Origin of the sequence: Streptococcus sp. 29896 (assembly GCF_032594915.1) — a bacterium.
Taxonomy (GTDB): domain Bacteria; phylum Bacillota; class Bacilli; order Lactobacillales; family Streptococcaceae; genus Streptococcus; species Streptococcus suivaginalis.
Genome location: NZ_CP118733.1, coordinates 1,552,720 through 1,568,589 on the forward strand (window position 1 = coordinate 1,552,720; position 15,870 = coordinate 1,568,589).

A 15,870-nucleotide genomic window follows, 5' to 3' on the forward strand; every position below is an offset into this window, starting at 1 on the left:
GTCACCTCACTGCTGGTCAGATTTTTTATGGATGGCCAGAGCAATTCCTAAGAAAATTATGGCATATCCTAGGACGATTAGCAAGGATTTCCAGAGAAAATCTCCCTCTTGGGCATAGGTGGTCACCAGCTGGTTGACATGGTAGCTGGGCATGAGTTTACAAATCCGCTGCACCCAGTCTGGAAAGAGGGAAACAGGCATCCAAGAGCCGCCCATGATAGCCAGAACAAAATAGAGCAAGTTTGCCACAACCGACATGGTTTGTTCCGACTGAATTTGCACCAAGAGCAAGCCAATAGCTAAAAATACGATAGAGGTTACTAAAAGTAAGAGAGCCGAAATTACCCATTCTTGAGCTGTCATCTCTACACCCTTAACCAAGCCACCGACCGCAAAGACAATGACATTGGAAGATACAAAGCAGAGCAAGACCCGCACGAGTTTGGAAAGATAGTATTGCCAGATTGGCAGAGGCGAATGCTGGATAAAGGTCAACCAGCTATTTTTTCTGTCCTCTGCCAGCATCATGGGAAAGGTGAAGAGGGCAAAGCCCGACATGGAAAAACCTGTCATGGTCAGCATATAGGACTGGATAAAGGCCTTTTGCATGGTCGCATCATCAAACTGGATCGTTGATGAGAAAATCAGGAAAAAGATGACGGGCATACCGATAGACAGGAGAAAAACTCCCAAACTTCTGGATAATTTTACCGCCTCTACTTGAACTAATGCTTTCATGATTCTTCCTCCCTTGTCTTGTCAAATAGGCTATTGAGCAGGGTCTTATTCTGCACTTCCAGGTCTGAAATCCGACAACCTGCCTCCTGCAAACTAGCCCAAACCTGCTCAATGGATCGGGTCTTAAAGCTGACCGCGTCTTGTTTGTAGCTGATTTCATTGATTTCAGCCAAGTTCTCCACAACCGCCGCAAAGGCAATCGGCAGGGTTACTTCCTTCTCCTGCTCCTCGCTCCGCATGGCAAATGGCGTGGTATCTCTTAGTAACCGCCCCTGGTGCAAGACCAAAATCCGCTCTGCCGTATGCTCCACTTCCTCGATATAGTGGCTGGTATAAAAAATGGTCACACCCTTTTCCTTCAACTCATGAACAATCTCCCAAAAACGCTGACGGGTTGAGGTATCCATGCCCGCCGTCGGCTCGTCCAAGAAGAGCAGCTTGGGCTTGCCAATCAGGCAGATGGCGAAAGCCAAGAGCCGCTTCTGACCACCCGATAGCTTGCCTGCCAGTTGATTTTTTTGCTCTGAGGAAAAGCGGAGCAGGCTGTCGATTTCCACATCTGTTAGACTGTCCTTGTAGATAGCTTGGAAAAAGCGGAGCAATTCCTTGACCTTCAAGTCTGTCGGAATAGCATTTTCTTGAGGCAAGACTGCTACTGTTTCTTTATTAGACCGAGCCTGTGGAGCTAGACCGTTCAGCAAGACCTGCCCTTTCGTTGCCTTTCTATCACCCAACAAACAGGACATGAGCGTTGTCTTCCCAGCCCCATTAGGACCAATCAAGGCCACACATTCCCCAGACTGTATCTCAAAGGAAATATCAGACAAAATGGTCCGTCCTTTGATAATCTTGTCTAGTGCTCGTACTTCTATCATCTTTCTACCTCCTACTTCTTGAACATCTTATAGTCTTTTAGTTTACTTTTAGTACTAGGCAACGAGCCGCAGGCATAACTGGAGTTAGGCAAGGCGAGTTAACGAAGTAATAAAAGAAAAACTAAATGACGATACATATATAGTATATATCGAAAATGAAACCCCCACTAGAAGCCTTTGTCATTGACTCATGTGACAAATGTCATTATTGGTAGACAAAAAGGCTGGACACAAGATCCAACCTGTCATGTTTATAGTTGTAAAATCAGCTTAAATCCCTGGTGCTTGTCCCAATTCTGCCTGCAGCATCCAAATATGCTTATCAAGGCTGGCCTTGGCAACGTTGAAAATATCATTGGTTACGCTGTCACCTTCTTCATCACTGACATCAAATCCCTTTTGGAAAAGAGCAGCTAGATAGCGGAACACCTCTACCACACGCGCCAATTGCTCTTCAATCGTTACAGTGTAATCACCAGGAACTTCCTTGAGCTGACTATTTTCACTAAACTCTTTAAGGGTAGAAAATGGTGCCCCACCTAAGGTGATTAAACGCTCGCTCATCTCATCCAAATAGCCATCAATTTCTTCCATATATTCATCCATCTTTGGATGCCAAATCATAAAGCCACGACCACGCATATACCAATGAACTTGATGGAGGATAGAATGGGCTACTGATAAATCGGCCACCGCTTGATTCAAAACAGCCTTAGAATCAGCCAGTGATGGACGCGGGCTGAAAGACGCAATTTCTGCTGGAGATTGATAATATTTTTGTTTCATCATATATCACCCTTTCTTTTATTTATAATAATTATAAATAAAAGAAGAAAAAATTGCAAGAATTATCCCTCATCCTCCTCTGGCTTATTGACAAGCAAATCCCTTGCTTTTTGCTGCATTTTAATTTAACATAGATATATCAACATGTTCTACATAGTAGAATGACTCGGTGGGCGACTACCCTTGACGCAAAGAAAAGAGGTTTCTTATGTCAGAAGATAAATTGAATGCAAAACTCGACCAGTTGACAGGTTCTGTCAAAGAAGGTTTGGGCAAGTTAACAGGCGATAAAGGTCTTGAAGTTGAAGGGCTTGTGGAAAAAGGTCTAGGCAAGGCAAAAGAATTGGTTGAAGATGCAAAAGACGGCATCGAAGGTGCAGTTGACGGTATCAAGAAAGCCTTTGATAAGGAATAAACACAAACGACCTTAGGGTCGTTTTTTTAAAGAAAGGATACAATATGGCAAAACTCCTCTTTGTTTGTTTAGGCAATATCTGCCGTAGCCCCATGGCAGAATTTGTCATGAAATCAGTCACCAATCAGCACCACATAGAGAGTCGTGCAACCTCTTCTTGGGAGCATAGCAATCCGATTCATGCTGGGACTCAAGCAATTTTTAAAAAATACCAGATTCCCTACGATAGTCACAAGTCCTCTCAACAGATTTCAACAAGTGATTTTGAAACTTTTGACTACATTATCGCAATGGATGACCAAAATTTGAGGGATTTAAAAAAAATGGCACCTAGCCCATTCAAAGACAAGATTGTGTCATTTGCCAACCAACCAATCCCTGATCCCTGGTACACAGGGGACTTTGAGCAGACCTATCAATTGATTTCCCAAGGTTGCCATGATTGGCAGGAGAGACTGGTAAATTAGTTTGTAATAATTTTGTAATATTTGAAAAAAAATGCTACACTTAGTCTGTAGCAATTTTTTTGTAAAGGAACGAGAAAATGGATCGTATGAGTCAAATCGGTCAACGCTTGTTGGACCTAAAACACTACCTCACCCGTCGCAATATTGAACTGGCTGCAGTTGTGCTCATTCTCATCTGTGCCCTGTCAGTTTTCACCAGTCGTATTCCTTCTGACGGCGCACTCAAACTAAACAATGGCAGTTTAACCTATTCTGGCCAAGTCGTAGCTGGAAAAATGAATGGTTTTGGAAAATTAACCTATGAAAACGGCGACACTTATTCTGGCGAATTTAAAAATGGTGTCTTTAGTGGTCAAGGAACTTATACTGCTGCAGCTGGTTGGACCTATGAAGGGCAGTTTAAAAACGGCATTGCAGATGGAAAAGGAAAATTGACAACGGAAACCAATACGGTTTACGAAGGAACATTCAAACAGGGGATCTATCAAAATGCGAATTAAATGGTTATCACTTATACGAACAATCGGTTTTCTCCTGGTACTCTTGTACCACTTCTTTAAACAGATTTTTCCTGGTGGTTTTATCGGGGTCGACCTCTTTTTCACCCTCTCAGGATTCTTAACAACCGCCCTGCTGATTGATGAATTTCAAGCCGAGGGGAAAATTGATTTGTTTGGATTTTTCCACAGACGTTTCTATCGCATTTTCCCACCTCTTGTGCTGATGATTCTTCTTTCGCTTCCCTTAGCCTTGTTGGTCCGCAATGATTTCATTGCTTCGATCGGTTTACAGGTCTCAGCGGCACTCGGTTTCATGACTAACTTCTTTGAAATTTTGGCTGGTGGTAGTTACGAAAACCAATTCAGTCCTCACTTATTTGTCCACACATGGAGTCTTGCCATTGAGGTTCAATTTTATTTGATTTGGGTTCTTGCTGTTTTTGGAATGACCAAAATTTCCAAATCAAGTGGTCAATTACGAGGAACTATTTTTCTGACATCCAGCGCACTCTTCCTCCTAAGTTTCCTGAGCATGTTCATTTCAAGCTTTTTTGTTAGCAATTTTTCAAGCATTTATTATTCAACCTTTACCCATATCTTCCCCTTCTTTTTGGGAAGCATCCTAGCGACCATGACTGGCGTTAAAAATACAACACGAGCTTTTGAAAAAATGGTGGAAAAACTGGATGTACGTAAGACAATCGCTCTCTTTGCTGGGGGATTGGTGGTGGAAATACTCCTTCTTTTCTTCTTGAAGTTTGACAGTATTTTGACCTATACTATCGGTTTCCTCTTATCCAGTCTAGCGACGGCAAGTATGATTTATGCTGCTCGTGTCTTGCATGAAAAGACGCCAAATGTGGAAGAACCAGCTCTTCTTAGCTACTTCTCTTCCATTTCTTATGGTATATACCTATTCCATTGGCCTTTGTTCGTCATCTTCTCTCAACTCTTCCAGCTGGCCATTTCAGTTCCTCTGACTCTGGTCTTCTCCATTATCTTCGCTAGTCTTTCCTTCTATATGATTGAGCCAAATCTACAAGGAAAGAAAGGAAACCTGCTGGGCTTAGATATCGACTTTGCAAGCTATTCAAAATGGTTTTATTCCCTAGCTGGGCTCTTAACTCTTGCCTGCCTTGGAATCAGCCTCTTTGCTCCAAAACTTGGTGGGTTTGAAAAAGAGTCTCTTGCTAGCAATCTGGTTCAGGCTCAGACACAAATGGCCACTACACGTGCTGCCGCTGAAAATGCCCAGGCTACCAATTATAATGTTCAGGCCGGAGTGACCATCTTTGGCGATTCTGTCACCGTTCGAGCAAGTACAGCCATTCAAGAGGTCCTTCCTGATGCAGTCATTGACGGTACAGTTAGCCGCCATCTGACAGAAGCGAAAAACCTCATTGAACTTTATAAGAAAAACAATACCCTTAAAGAGACCGTCGTTATCTCCCTGGGAACCAATACCAGCGATAATTATCAGGAACTCTTAGACGATTTAGTAGCGAACTTCCCTAAAGGTCACCGCCTGATTTTCGTAACACCATACGACGGGAATTTTTCACAGGACACTTCCTTGGCCTACCAAACTGGTCAATATGAAAAAGAACTGGCTAAAGAAAACGACTTTATTTCCATTGCAGATTGGTATCAAGTCGCCGTTGCCAATCCTGCTATTTGGGTAGGAAGCGACCTGGTACACTTCAATCTTGAAACCAATGGTGCAGAGCTCTTTGCAACAACTATTCAAGATGCTGTCGAAGCGGCTGCAGATGGTCCTGTTAAAGAATAGACCGTCAAACGAGACTGACAGAGTCTCATCATTTCGCAAAAATAGCCTACCATTTCAAAAGATAGAATGCCTAGGGATTAACACTTTTAGTAAGTTAATTCTAGGCATTTTTTCGATATGTCCTCTACCCTAACCTCAGCCAATCCCAAATGACATATAAAGAGTGAACCCTGGTCTTTCAGTACAAGTCAACACTCTATCGGTAAGCAAGGAAAATATATGTTCGTCAACCAGTTCCCTGATTTCACCTTATCGGGTGCAAACAGCCTAGTCCCAAACCTTGAATGATGTAAAACGACCTCTCTAGTAGCATGCCTCTTATCTCACAAATTACAAAAAAAGCTGCCATTATACTGGAATATTCACATAAGCCCTGAGAGAGGTCCTAATCTTTTCCAATCTCTGCTCACTATCCCAAATTCAAAAAGATTCATTTTATTATTGCTTTTATAAACGGCTAAATCATGCTATAATATAACATGATATAATAAGAGTTGCTGGAGGTAACTTCATGTTCCGTAATAAAAAAATATTTCACATAAACTCAAACTCTCCACGGTCCCTCTCAAGAAAAACTGGAGAAATGCTAATCTTCCTAGCTATTCTCTGTTGTGCCGCTACAGTATTCTATCATCGCATACCTTCTCGACAAACCCTTCATTTTGATGATGGTGCCATTTCTTACAAAGGCTATGTTCTCTCCAATAAAATGTCTGGAGTGGGAAGTTTAACATTTGAAAACGGCGACCATTATGAAGGGGAGTTTAAAAATGGGATATTCCATGGCAAAGGAACCTTTACCGCAGCTTCAGGCTGGACTTATATAGGGAATTTTGAGAATGGACTAGCTCACGGACAGGGAAAATTAACAACCGAGTCAAAAACAGTATATGAAGGAACATTCAAACAGGGGATCTATCAACATGAGAATTAAATGGCTATCAATTATCCGTGTTATCGGCCTAATATTTGTATTACTTTATCACTTCTTTATCAAATATTTTCCGGGCGGCTTCTTAGGGGTTGATTTATTTTTTACCCTGTCCGGCTACCTAACAACAGCTATCTTTATAGATGAATATGGCAAAAAAAATAGCATCAATCTCCACCATTTTTCGACTAGGAGACTCTACCGTATTCTCCCACCGCTCGTCCTATGTCTTATCATCACTACTCCACTAGCTCTCTTCATCAGAGATGACTTTCTCGCTAGAATTGGCCAACAAATTACTGCAGCCCTCGGCTTCATGACAAACATATATGAAATATTGGCTGGTGGTGGCTACGAAAACCAATTCACCCCTCATCTCTTTCTACATACATGGAGCCTAGCCCTAGAGGTCCATTACTATGTACTGTGGGGAATAATCGTTTGGATACTTTCTCGTATCGCGAAAACAATCGGACAGCTACGAGGGTTGATTTTTTTGACTGCTGGTACCCTTTTCCTCCTCACATTTCTTACCATGTCCATCACTAGTTTCTTTGTGACCAGTTATTCAACCATTTATTTTGCAACGTGGACCCATATTTTTCCCTTCTTCCTAGGGAGCCTACTTGCTCCTATTGCTGGTATGCATTGCACAACAGTCGCTTTTCAACGTATCTGTCAGAATTGGACCTTCCCTAAAGCTATCCGACTTTTTGCAGTAGGTCTATCAGTTGAATTACTTCTTCTGTTTACCTTTAAATTTGATAGTATATGGACCTATCTTTTTGGTTTCCTGCTCTCTAGTATCGCTACTCTCATCATGATTTATGCCGCTAGGATACTACACGAAAAAACACCTACTATTCAAGAACCAGCCTTTCTATCCTATCTAGCAAATATTTCCTACAACCTGTACCTCTTCCATTGGCCTCTCTATATCATCTTCTCTCAACTATTGGACAATACTCTTGCAAGTACCCTAACATTGGTACTATCCATCATACTATCCAGCCTGTCCTTCTACCTCATCGAACCAATGATTACTGGCAACAATCCGGCTCTGAAACACCGTTTTATCCATTTTCAAACCTATTCTAAATCGATTGTTAAAATCGGTACTGTTCTGGCCATTCCCACGATTCTTGTCTGTTTACTATCACCAAAATTAGGAAAACTTGAGCAGCAACTGTTAATAGATGGCCTCCACCAGGCGGATGCACGGATGATACAGACAAAGACCCTTGCCGAAAGAGGAAAAGCTTCTAGTTATGAAGTGGTCAAAGGGATAATGGTTATCGGTGATTCCGTAACCCTACATGCTACTGAGCAAATCAAAACCATTTTACCCGATGCTCTTGTAGATGCTCAAGGAAGCCGCAATACAACCCAAGCTTTTGAAATCCTAAAAACCAACATTGAAAGCGGCACACTAGTTGAAAATGTTGTCATCGCTACAGGAACCAATATTGTTTACAACTATGAGGAAGAAATCAATAACATCATTGACATCCTCCCCAATGGTTACCGTCTCATTTTCGTTACTCCTTATGACGGTAACTACCAACAGTATGACAATCCAATTGCCGAAAAACATGCACAGTATCTAAAAAGTCTAGTCAAAAAATATAACTTTATAACCATTGCAGACTGGAATACCGTCGCAAAAGAAAATCCCCAACTATGGGTTGGAACTGATAATATTCATTTTGGAGGGACCAGTACGACTCGTTTAGAAGGGGCAACATTGTTTGCTCAAACGATTAGCGATGCTCTTAAAAAGGCTGCTAACTCACCTGTAAAAAATATTGTCAAAAATTAATACCGACTAAACTCCATAAATAAATAAAAAACGCATAAAATCAACCGCTAAGAGGGATTTTATGCGTTTTTTATTTACATCAACTCTCTATTTTTATTGCCAAGGGAGCATATGCAGTCTTATTTTTGTTTGCTTTGGAAACGCCATTCAAAGCGTTTTTGATCATAGTATGGAAACATTGCTAGAAGCAAGGTCGCTGCCAAGAGCCAACCACCGATTATATCCGTCGGATAATGCACGCCAATGTAAATGCGCGATACAGCAACCAAGACAGCTAAAATCAACAAGCTAGCTTGAAGCAAGCGTTTGGATAGGCTAGATTTCATGCGTTGGTTGATAATAATCACCACCGCACCAGCAATCATCATGGTCGAAGCGGTATGCCAGCTTGGGAAAGAATAGCCAATGGTATCAATCAACCATTCGATACTAGGACGCGGACGTTGGTAGACGTATTTCAGGGCTGTTGACGCTACCCCCATAGCCGCAAAACTAGCAAGAATAAAATATGCTTCTGCTTTCCACTGCTTTTTGTAGAAGAAAAATGCCAGGGCCAAGCAGATCGCCAGGATGACAACCGTATTTCCCAGAACCGTAATTGAGGTCCAAAAGCTTGTCGCTGCAGACGGCAAGGTGCCACGAACAGCTGTTTGAATCGCTGAATCAAAAGCGGTCAAACTGGCTGGGTAAAATTTAGCCACATAGCCAAGGATAACAAAGGCAAGGGCTGTAAATGAAGCGTTTGTTAGATAAGTTCGTTTATTTTTCATGAAGTTAGAATAACAGAGAATCTTTAAACTTTCTTTAAAATAGGCTCAACGGCCCGGAAAATGATATAAAATACAAGAGAAAATAGGATTCCCTGCAAGAGGTTAAAGGGAGCTACCATGGTCATCAAATAGGTTGAAGTCCCCAAAATAGCCTCGATATCAAAATTTGCAAAGGCTGCATAGACTGGAATGGCATAGAAATAATTCATCACCAACATCCCAAGAGTCAAGCCAACTGTACCAAGAACTGATGCCAAAAGGTAGTGCTTAACTGACGGATTCTTTTTCCAGATCATGGCCATAGCCAGCACAAAAATCCCAACTGCTATGATATTCATTGGCATTCCGATCAAGGTACTAGGTCCTGCATTGTTAAAAATGATTTTAAGGACCGAACGAATCAATAGAATCCCGAATGCTGATTTCAAATCCAAGACCACCAAACCTAGCAAAACCGGAACAATTGAAAAATCAATCTCCAAGAAGCTAGCTGTTGGAATCAGCGGAAATTTTAGGTACATGAGCAGAAATGAAACTGCCGAAAGAATGGCGATGGTCGCCATTTTGCGTGTGTTTGTCATAGGTTCCTCCAATTTGTAACAAATTAGAGAAGCTTGAGGGACATCCCTCTCGTCTTCTCCCATCCAGACTTTACTGTCGGTTGTGGAATTGCACCACATCAGCTTTCGCTCGCAGACTGTCGCCGTCTTCATTTACTTCTATAGCTTCGTTCAGTCGGCTCGACATACCTCAGTATAGTCTTCGCCTCCTTGCCTAGCTTCAAAAGAAAAGAATAAGGCTTTTTTGGGAGTGTTGTCTTAGATTTTGATCTCGGTCTAGGCGACAAGGCGAAGGCATAACTGGAGTTAGGCAAGCCTGGTCAACTACGAATGAGAGCAACAGAAAGGCAACAATTCAAAAAATTCACTGCCGGTCGGGAATTACACCCTGCCCTGAAGACTCTTTAATCATAACAAAAAAACCTTGCAATCGCAAGGCTTTGAATCGCTCTACTTTAGTTTGTCGGTTTCGTAGGTATGGACCAACTCCAAACCGGCGAAATCTTGTTGACGCAAGGCTTCATAAACAACCATGCAGACAGTATTGGAAACATTGAGGCTACGGACATGCTCATCATTCATAGGGATGCGAATGGCTTTTTCAGCATGGCGACGCATGAATTCTTCTGGCAGTCCGGTATCTTCTCGACCAAAGACAAAATAATGAGTCTGTTCTGAGGAATAGGACTTATCCGAGTAGGTTTGGTCTGCAAACTTTGTCACCAAGTGCACCTGTCCCTGCTCTGCTTTTTCCATAAACTCATCCAAACTATCGTAAAAACGCACATCCAGCTTGTCCCAGTAGTCCAAGCCTGCCCGCTTCATCTTGCGGTCGTCAATGGGAAATCCCATGGGCTTAATGATATGGAGGGGGCTGTTGGTTGCGGCACAGGTTCGAGCAATGTTGCCTGTATTTTGGGGAATTTGGGGTTGGAAAAGAACCACATGGTTGCGGGCTGCTCCTTCTGTGTGAGCTAGGTCTTCGATGTTCATAGCTTCTCCTCATTCTGTTGGCAAAAAAAATGCCACACTGCCCGGAGTCATGCTCAGCAAACAGTATGGTGAATGGTGATTCATTCACTTAACTCACAACAGGTTTGAGGTAAATCAATGAAATCATGTAACCATTATATCACAAGACCATGACAAATCAAGTCAAAGGACTCATTTTTCGAAATTTTTTGAATCTGATACCATCTCTTCACAAACAAATCAAAAAACAGCCGTCCTAGGACTGCTGTTTTGAATTTCGCTTGAGGCTAAAGGTGTCTGGCACAGGATCTTCCCCACCATCCACAAAGGGGTGACAGCGTCCAATACGGGCCAAGCCCATAAGAACTCCCTTAAGACCATGTTTATTAATTGCTTCAATCATGTAGTTGGAGCAGGTCGGATTGTAGCGACAAGTCGGTGGAAAAAGAGGCGAAATCAGCTTCTGGTAAAGACGGACCAGCCCAATCAACAGCCTTTTCATCGTCTTTTCTTAGCCGTTTGGGCCTTGGTTACTGCCAAGGTATGCAACTTGCTGATGTCTTTTTTGTTGAGCCTACGGGCTTCGCCAGGATGCAAACCAGTCAGGTCCAGATTTCCAAAACGAGTCCGTGACAGTTTATCTACCTGCAACCCAACCGCTTCAAACATCTTCTTGACCTGATGATTGCGACCTTCGTGGATAGTCAACTCCACCACCGAGCGATTTTTAACTGGATCCACTTTCAGAATCTCATAGACCGCAGGCTTGGTCTTTTTGCCGTCGATGACCACACCTCGTGTTAAAGGTCGTAGGACATCCTTGTTGGCAATCCCCTTGACTCGAGCCACATAGACCTTGTCAATTTCATTACGTGGGTGGATCATCTCGTCCGTAAAGTCACCGTCATTGGTCAAAATCAAGACCCCCGATGTATCCCAGTCTAGTCGACCCACTGGATAAATCCGTTCCTTGACTTGAGGCAAGAGGTCGATAACCGTTTTTCTTCCCTTATCATCTGACACGCTGGAAATCACACCTCGTGGCTTGTGAAGTAAGTAGTAAACCTTTTCCTCGTTGTAAATCGGCTGGCCTTCTACTTCCACCTTATCACCTGACTTGATGGTCGTTCCTAATTCACGCACAACCTGGCCATTGACTGTTACCAAGCCCTGTTTGATCAATTCCTCTGCCTTACGACGACTGGCTACACCAGCGTGGGCAATGTACTTATTAATTCTCATCTTCTATCTCATTTCTTTCTGTGAAGAGCTCGACCTCTTCTTCTACCAAGTCCAAGTTGGAGACATCTGGCAATTCTTCCAGACTGTTAATTCCCATGTAGTCCAAGAAATACTCGGTCGTCACATAGAGATTTGGACGGCCAATCACCTCTTTTTTCCCATTCTCCCGAATCAAGTCAAAGGCTTGGAGTTTACTAATAGCACCGCTAGAATTCACCCCACGGATGTCATCAACTTCCACACGGGTAATGGGCTGCTTGTATGCCACAATGGATAGGGTTTCCAAGAGGGCTCGTGACATGGTCTGGTTGATCGGCGTCTTGGCATAAATCCGCAAGAGATCTGCGTAGTCTTTTTTGGTCACCAACTTATAGCGGTTGGAAGATTCCAAGAGCGCCAAGCCTGACTGACTATCTGACTGGTATTTTTCGGCTAATTTTTCCAACTGTTGCAAGACAGCAGAAGGTGTCAAATCTAGCATTTCAGCTAAATTGCGCACGGTCAAACCGTCTTCACCTGCTACAAAAAGCAGGACTTCAATCTCAGCTATTCGACTCATGATCCCTCCTCACTAGATAAATACTACCAAAGGTTTTCTCCTGCTCCACCTCGACCTCATGGACCTTGACCAACTCCAAAGTCGCTAGAAAAATGGTGATGACCTCGTTCATATCCTTGCTTTCTTTGAAAATCTGTCCCAACTCCAAGCGCTTGGTCTTGGAAAACTGTGACCGCACATAGTCCATCATATCTTCAATCTTGTACTCATCGCGGGCAATGGTGGTATGAGACTGGCGTAAGCTAGCTTGCTTTTCAGCCATGACCTTGGAAAAGGCTAGGAAAATATCAATGGTCGTCTTATCCTGTACTAAGGTCACATCTTCATAGACCAATTCCAACTTGGGTTTTGAGAAGAATTGTGCTCGTTCCTCGTGCTGTTCACCCAGTTTTTCACTGAGTAACTTGAACTTGCGGTATTCCTCCAACTGATCCAATAGGACCTGCTCTGGATCCTCTTCCGCCACTTCCTGCTCCACTACCTTGGGCAAGAGCCTGCGGCTTTTGATCAACATGAGCTGGCTGGCCATGACCATGTATTCACCCGCCACTTCCAAGCGCATAGCCTGCAAGGTGGCTATATAGGCCAGATACTGCTCAATAACCTCTGTAATCGGCACCTCGTAAATATCCATCTGATACTTGGATACCAGATGCAGCAACAAGTCCAGCGGTCCCTGAAAATCCTTTAACTTTATATCCATTACTTGTATTTTTCCAAACTAATTGATGTTTTCAAGCCTAAGTCCTTGGCAACTTGCTCCAAGGACTGACCTGCTGCCAGGCGGCTCAAAATAAATTGCTCCCTCAAAAACTGAGCTGTCCATTCCCTATGACCAAGTGTACCAACATACGCTGACAGACGATTGAAAAACCATTGGCGAGAGTAAGGTTGCCCTTGTTTATCAAAGAGAAAGACCTGATCCCTTCGACTCTCTAAATAAGGCAGCAGAGTTTTGGGGATGCTTAGGATTCTCCGTTGCCCGCCCCTATCCAAATTCAGGATGTGAAATTCGAGGTCTAGCTGTTCCAACTTAAGCCCCATCAACTCACTCGGTGTCAATCCCAACTGGCTCATTAAGAGTGCCATCAGTTGACCGTCTAGCAGCTCTGTTTCCAACCACAAGGCATCCAAGTGGACTGGGGCCTGTCGCTTTTTGGTCAGAACCGGGCTAGAGACCGCTTCTAACTTATAAAAGCGTTCCACCTGCCCTCTTGTATAGAGAAAATAGATAAATTGGTTGACAGCAGATACCTTGCGTCTCTGGGCAGTCGGTTTGAGACCTTGTAAAAAGGCTTGGTACTGAACCAATCCTGACTGGTCCAAGCGAGGACAAATCTCCAAAAACTGCCGGAGATCACCCTTGTAAGCTTGTTGCGACTGTACAGACAACTGTTTCTCTTGTAAAAAAGCTACAATCATGGCAGGTGTCATACTGTCTGTTCTCCAAATCCGTTGTGGTGCAAAAGTGCATTGACAGCCTTCAAAATTGATTTTCGTGTGATAATCCCTAAAAATTCACCCTGGTCTCCCACAACTGGAAGGAAGGGTTCGTCGATTAGTTTTCGCATCACTTCTTCCAGATGATAATCTGGACCAATCCTTGCCACATCCTGCTTGGCAATAAGGGCTACATCCTGGTTCAATTGATCATCAGTCAATTCATGCTGAGCTTGATACTGAATAATTTCCCTGAGACCAATGGTCCCAAAAAAGAGATTGTCTTCCGTCACAACAGGAACACGAGAGTAGGTCATGTGACTGAGCAAGAGCTTGGCATGGTCCATATTATGACTATCAATAATAACCGCTAGCTTATCTGCTGGAGTTAGAAAGGTCTCTTCTTGTGCCAATAAAAATTCTTCAAATTCTGCTGCAATCATCGGCTAAATTCCTTTGTTAATAGTGGATAAGCTTGGTGCTGTCTGGTGAAAAATTCGACACGATAGTGGTCTTCTGAGATGGTCACCATAGCATAAAGGCACTCTTGAACCAAGCCACGTGGTTGACGGACTGAGCCTGGATTGAGAAAAAGGGTCTTGCCACGTACCTCAGCATCTGGCACATGGAGATGACCATAGAGACAAATATCTGCCTCCACTTCCTGTGCCCAGTAATCCAAGCGTTGCCATCCGTAATTAATCCCATACAGATGACCGTGGGTCTGCGCAATGCGAACACCATCTAAATCGGTCACAAGATTATCTGGAAAGTTACCTCTGTAATCACAGTTGCCATTGACTACATGAACTCCATCCCACAGTTCATCCTGACTGTCGAGTTCGGAATCCCCATTATGAAAGAAGGCATCAACCTTTCCTAGGTAGTGCTGTTTGATTTCTTCAACGATGGCACGGTCTCCGTGCGAATCACTCATGACAATTATGCGTTTGCTTGCTCCTGCCATTTTGGAAATGCCTCCATTAATTTTTCTAGAGCCTGTGCACGATGGGAAATTCTGTTTTTCTCATCGAGGGCTAGTTCTGCAGATGTTTTTCCTGTCTCTCCCACCAAGAATAGTGGATCATAACCAAAGCCATTTTCACCGCGCAAGTCCATGCCAATATAGCCAGCCCAGTCCGCTTCTACGACCAAACTTTCCCGTTCAGGTGCAGCGATGACAAGTGTACAGTGAAATTGAGCCGAGCGATCCTGGATGTCAAAGACCATAGCTAGTTCATGTAGGAGCTTGGCATTATTTTGCTCATCTGTTGCATCTGCACCAGCAAATCGAGCTGACCATACCCCTGGTAAGCCACCTAGGGCATCTACTTTTAGCCCTGAATCATCCGCTAAGACCATTTTCCCAGTCAATGCTGCGATTGTCTCAGCTTTCAAACGAGCATTTTCTTCAAAAGTCATGCCTGTTTCAGCCACATCTGGTAGGTCAGGATAGTGATTGAGGTTTTCTACTTGATAACCAAATCGCTCAAAAAATCGGCGAAATTCCTTTGTCTTCCCTTCGTTTTTTGTCGCAATCAAAATGGTATCACCAATGCCCGCAAATCCCTTTTCTTGTCCAAAAAATCTTGCTGTTTCAAGTCCTTCACTTGGTAGGTGGGCAAGAAAGAGCTTGCTTCCTTCCGTCACCAGAATAGCCCCCTGATGTTGGAGAACCTTAAACTGGCGCTGGTTTAGTTCATTCAAAATATCACAGGCGAATTGAATGAGGGCAAAGTCGGATTGAATTGCAATGACTTCAATAATTGCACACTTGTTATGGTTTTCATCCGAATAATTGCTGGCAATCAAGCGGTCCAGGAGGTAACCAAATAGAAAGAGCTCCTGTTCTCTACCAGTCTCTCCAAAACTAGAGATGAGATTGGAAAAGCTAGCCTTTCCGATAAACCAATTGTTCTCGTCTTTGTATTCAAAAATTTTTTCTGCCATAGGCTTATATGCTCCACTTCCACTATACTTGAAGGTCAATCGACACTGAAAAAACGA

At 43.2% G+C, this 15,870-nt stretch carries 20 protein-coding genes; 6 read left to right on the forward strand and 14 right to left on the reverse strand.

The features are described from left to right. Positions 1–6: 6 nt before the first annotated feature. The 3 genes from PXH68_RS07095 to PXH68_RS07105 all read right to left on the reverse strand — a co-directional run bounded on the left by PXH68_RS07095 (position 7) and on the right by PXH68_RS07105 (position 2,402). Positions 7–738, reverse strand: coding sequence for an ABC transporter permease (locus tag PXH68_RS07095; protein WP_248028585.1), 732 nt, complete (start codon positions 736–738; stop codon positions 7–9). Continuing rightward, positions 735–1,613: an ABC transporter ATP-binding protein gene (locus tag PXH68_RS07100; protein ID WP_248028586.1), complete on the reverse strand. Its 879-nt coding sequence runs from the start codon at positions 1,611–1,613 to the stop codon at positions 735–737. The genes PXH68_RS07095 and PXH68_RS07100 overlap by 4 nt, the downstream gene beginning before the upstream one ends. A gap of 270 nt (positions 1,614–1,883) precedes the next feature. Continuing rightward, a complete protein-coding gene (locus PXH68_RS07105; RefSeq protein ID WP_248028587.1) occupies positions 1,884–2,402 on the reverse strand; it encodes a Dps family protein in 519 nt (172 codons plus the stop codon). Positions 2,403–2,607: 205 nt separating this feature from the next. Here PXH68_RS07105 and PXH68_RS07110 point away from each other — a divergent pair, with 205 nt between their 5' ends. The 6 genes from PXH68_RS07110 to PXH68_RS07135 all read left to right on the forward strand — a co-directional run bounded on the left by PXH68_RS07110 (position 2,608) and on the right by PXH68_RS07135 (position 8,320). After that, positions 2,608–2,814, forward strand: a complete 207-nt coding sequence (locus PXH68_RS07110) for a CsbD family protein (protein WP_105118441.1) — start codon at positions 2,608–2,610, stop codon at positions 2,812–2,814. Between the two features lie 44 nt (positions 2,815–2,858). Then, positions 2,859–3,281: a low molecular weight protein-tyrosine-phosphatase gene (locus PXH68_RS07115; RefSeq protein WP_248028588.1), complete on the forward strand. Its 423-nt coding sequence runs from the start codon at positions 2,859–2,861 to the stop codon at positions 3,279–3,281. Between the two features lie 77 nt (positions 3,282–3,358). Then, complete coding sequence (locus PXH68_RS07120) at positions 3,359–3,781, forward strand: MORN repeat-containing protein (protein ID WP_248028589.1); 423 nt, start codon at positions 3,359–3,361, stop codon at positions 3,779–3,781. Further along, on the forward strand, positions 3,771–5,570 hold the full coding sequence (locus PXH68_RS07125) for an acyltransferase family protein (RefSeq protein WP_248028590.1): 1,800 nt from the start codon (positions 3,771–3,773) through the stop codon (positions 5,568–5,570). Before PXH68_RS07120 ends, PXH68_RS07125 begins: the two co-directional genes overlap by 11 nt. Positions 5,571–6,153: 583 nt before the next feature. Continuing rightward, a complete protein-coding gene (locus PXH68_RS07130) occupies positions 6,154–6,504 on the forward strand; it encodes an MORN repeat-containing protein (protein WP_239513542.1) in 351 nt (116 codons plus the stop codon). Then, positions 6,494–8,320, forward strand: coding sequence for an acyltransferase family protein (locus PXH68_RS07135; protein WP_205031547.1), 1,827 nt, complete (start codon positions 6,494–6,496; stop codon positions 8,318–8,320). Before PXH68_RS07130 ends, PXH68_RS07135 begins: the two co-directional genes overlap by 11 nt. A gap of 119 nt (positions 8,321–8,439) precedes the next feature. On the opposite strand, the gene PXH68_RS07140 is transcribed toward PXH68_RS07135, so the two are convergent. The 11 genes from PXH68_RS07140 to PXH68_RS07190 form a co-directional block, all read right to left on the reverse strand. Next, positions 8,440–9,090 (reverse strand): phosphatase PAP2 family protein, encoded by a 651-nt coding sequence (locus PXH68_RS07140; protein WP_248028591.1) that lies wholly within the window; start codon positions 9,088–9,090, stop codon positions 8,440–8,442. Between the two features lie 23 nt (positions 9,091–9,113). Continuing rightward, the gene (locus tag PXH68_RS07145) at positions 9,114–9,671 is read right to left on the reverse strand and encodes an ECF transporter S component (RefSeq protein WP_248028592.1); all 558 of its coding nucleotides are present in this window, start codon (positions 9,669–9,671) and stop codon (positions 9,114–9,116) included. 429 nt (positions 9,672–10,100) lie between these two features. Further along, complete coding sequence (locus PXH68_RS07150) at positions 10,101–10,643, reverse strand: tRNA (cytidine(34)-2'-O)-methyltransferase (protein WP_205031409.1); 543 nt, start codon at positions 10,641–10,643, stop codon at positions 10,101–10,103. A 235-nt stretch (positions 10,644–10,878) separates the two neighbouring features. After that, positions 10,879–11,124 (reverse strand): membrane protein insertion efficiency factor YidD, encoded by a 246-nt coding sequence (yidD, locus tag PXH68_RS07155; RefSeq protein WP_205031411.1) that lies wholly within the window; start codon positions 11,122–11,124, stop codon positions 10,879–10,881. Then, positions 11,121–11,864 (reverse strand): pseudouridine synthase, encoded by a 744-nt coding sequence (locus tag PXH68_RS07160; protein WP_205031413.1) that lies wholly within the window; start codon positions 11,862–11,864, stop codon positions 11,121–11,123. The genes yidD and PXH68_RS07160 overlap by 4 nt, the downstream gene beginning before the upstream one ends. Then, positions 11,854–12,423 carry an SMC-Scp complex subunit ScpB gene (gene scpB / locus PXH68_RS07165; RefSeq protein ID WP_205031415.1) on the reverse strand — a complete coding sequence of 190 codons (570 nt, stop codon included), beginning with the start codon at positions 12,421–12,423 and terminating at the stop codon, positions 11,854–11,856. Before scpB ends, PXH68_RS07160 begins: the two co-directional genes overlap by 11 nt. Continuing rightward, positions 12,407–13,126 (reverse strand): segregation/condensation protein A, encoded by a 720-nt coding sequence (locus PXH68_RS07170; RefSeq protein ID WP_205031417.1) that lies wholly within the window; start codon positions 13,124–13,126, stop codon positions 12,407–12,409. The genes scpB and PXH68_RS07170 overlap by 17 nt, the downstream gene beginning before the upstream one ends. After that, a complete protein-coding gene (gene xerD, locus PXH68_RS07175) occupies positions 13,126–13,857 on the reverse strand; it encodes a site-specific tyrosine recombinase XerD (protein WP_248028593.1) in 732 nt (243 codons plus the stop codon). The genes PXH68_RS07170 and xerD overlap by 1 nt, the downstream gene beginning before the upstream one ends. Beyond that, positions 13,854–14,306 (reverse strand): cyclic-di-AMP-binding protein CbpB, encoded by a 453-nt coding sequence (gene cbpB, locus PXH68_RS07180; protein ID WP_248028594.1) that lies wholly within the window; start codon positions 14,304–14,306, stop codon positions 13,854–13,856. The genes xerD and cbpB overlap by 4 nt, the downstream gene beginning before the upstream one ends. Beyond that, positions 14,303–14,830, reverse strand: a complete 528-nt coding sequence (locus PXH68_RS07185) for a metallophosphoesterase (RefSeq protein ID WP_205031420.1) — start codon at positions 14,828–14,830, stop codon at positions 14,303–14,305. Before PXH68_RS07185 ends, cbpB begins: the two co-directional genes overlap by 4 nt. Further along, positions 14,806–15,813, reverse strand: coding sequence for a nucleoside-triphosphate diphosphatase (locus PXH68_RS07190; RefSeq protein ID WP_248028595.1), 1,008 nt, complete (start codon positions 15,811–15,813; stop codon positions 14,806–14,808). Before PXH68_RS07190 ends, PXH68_RS07185 begins: the two co-directional genes overlap by 25 nt. Positions 15,814–15,870 lie beyond the last annotated feature (57 nt).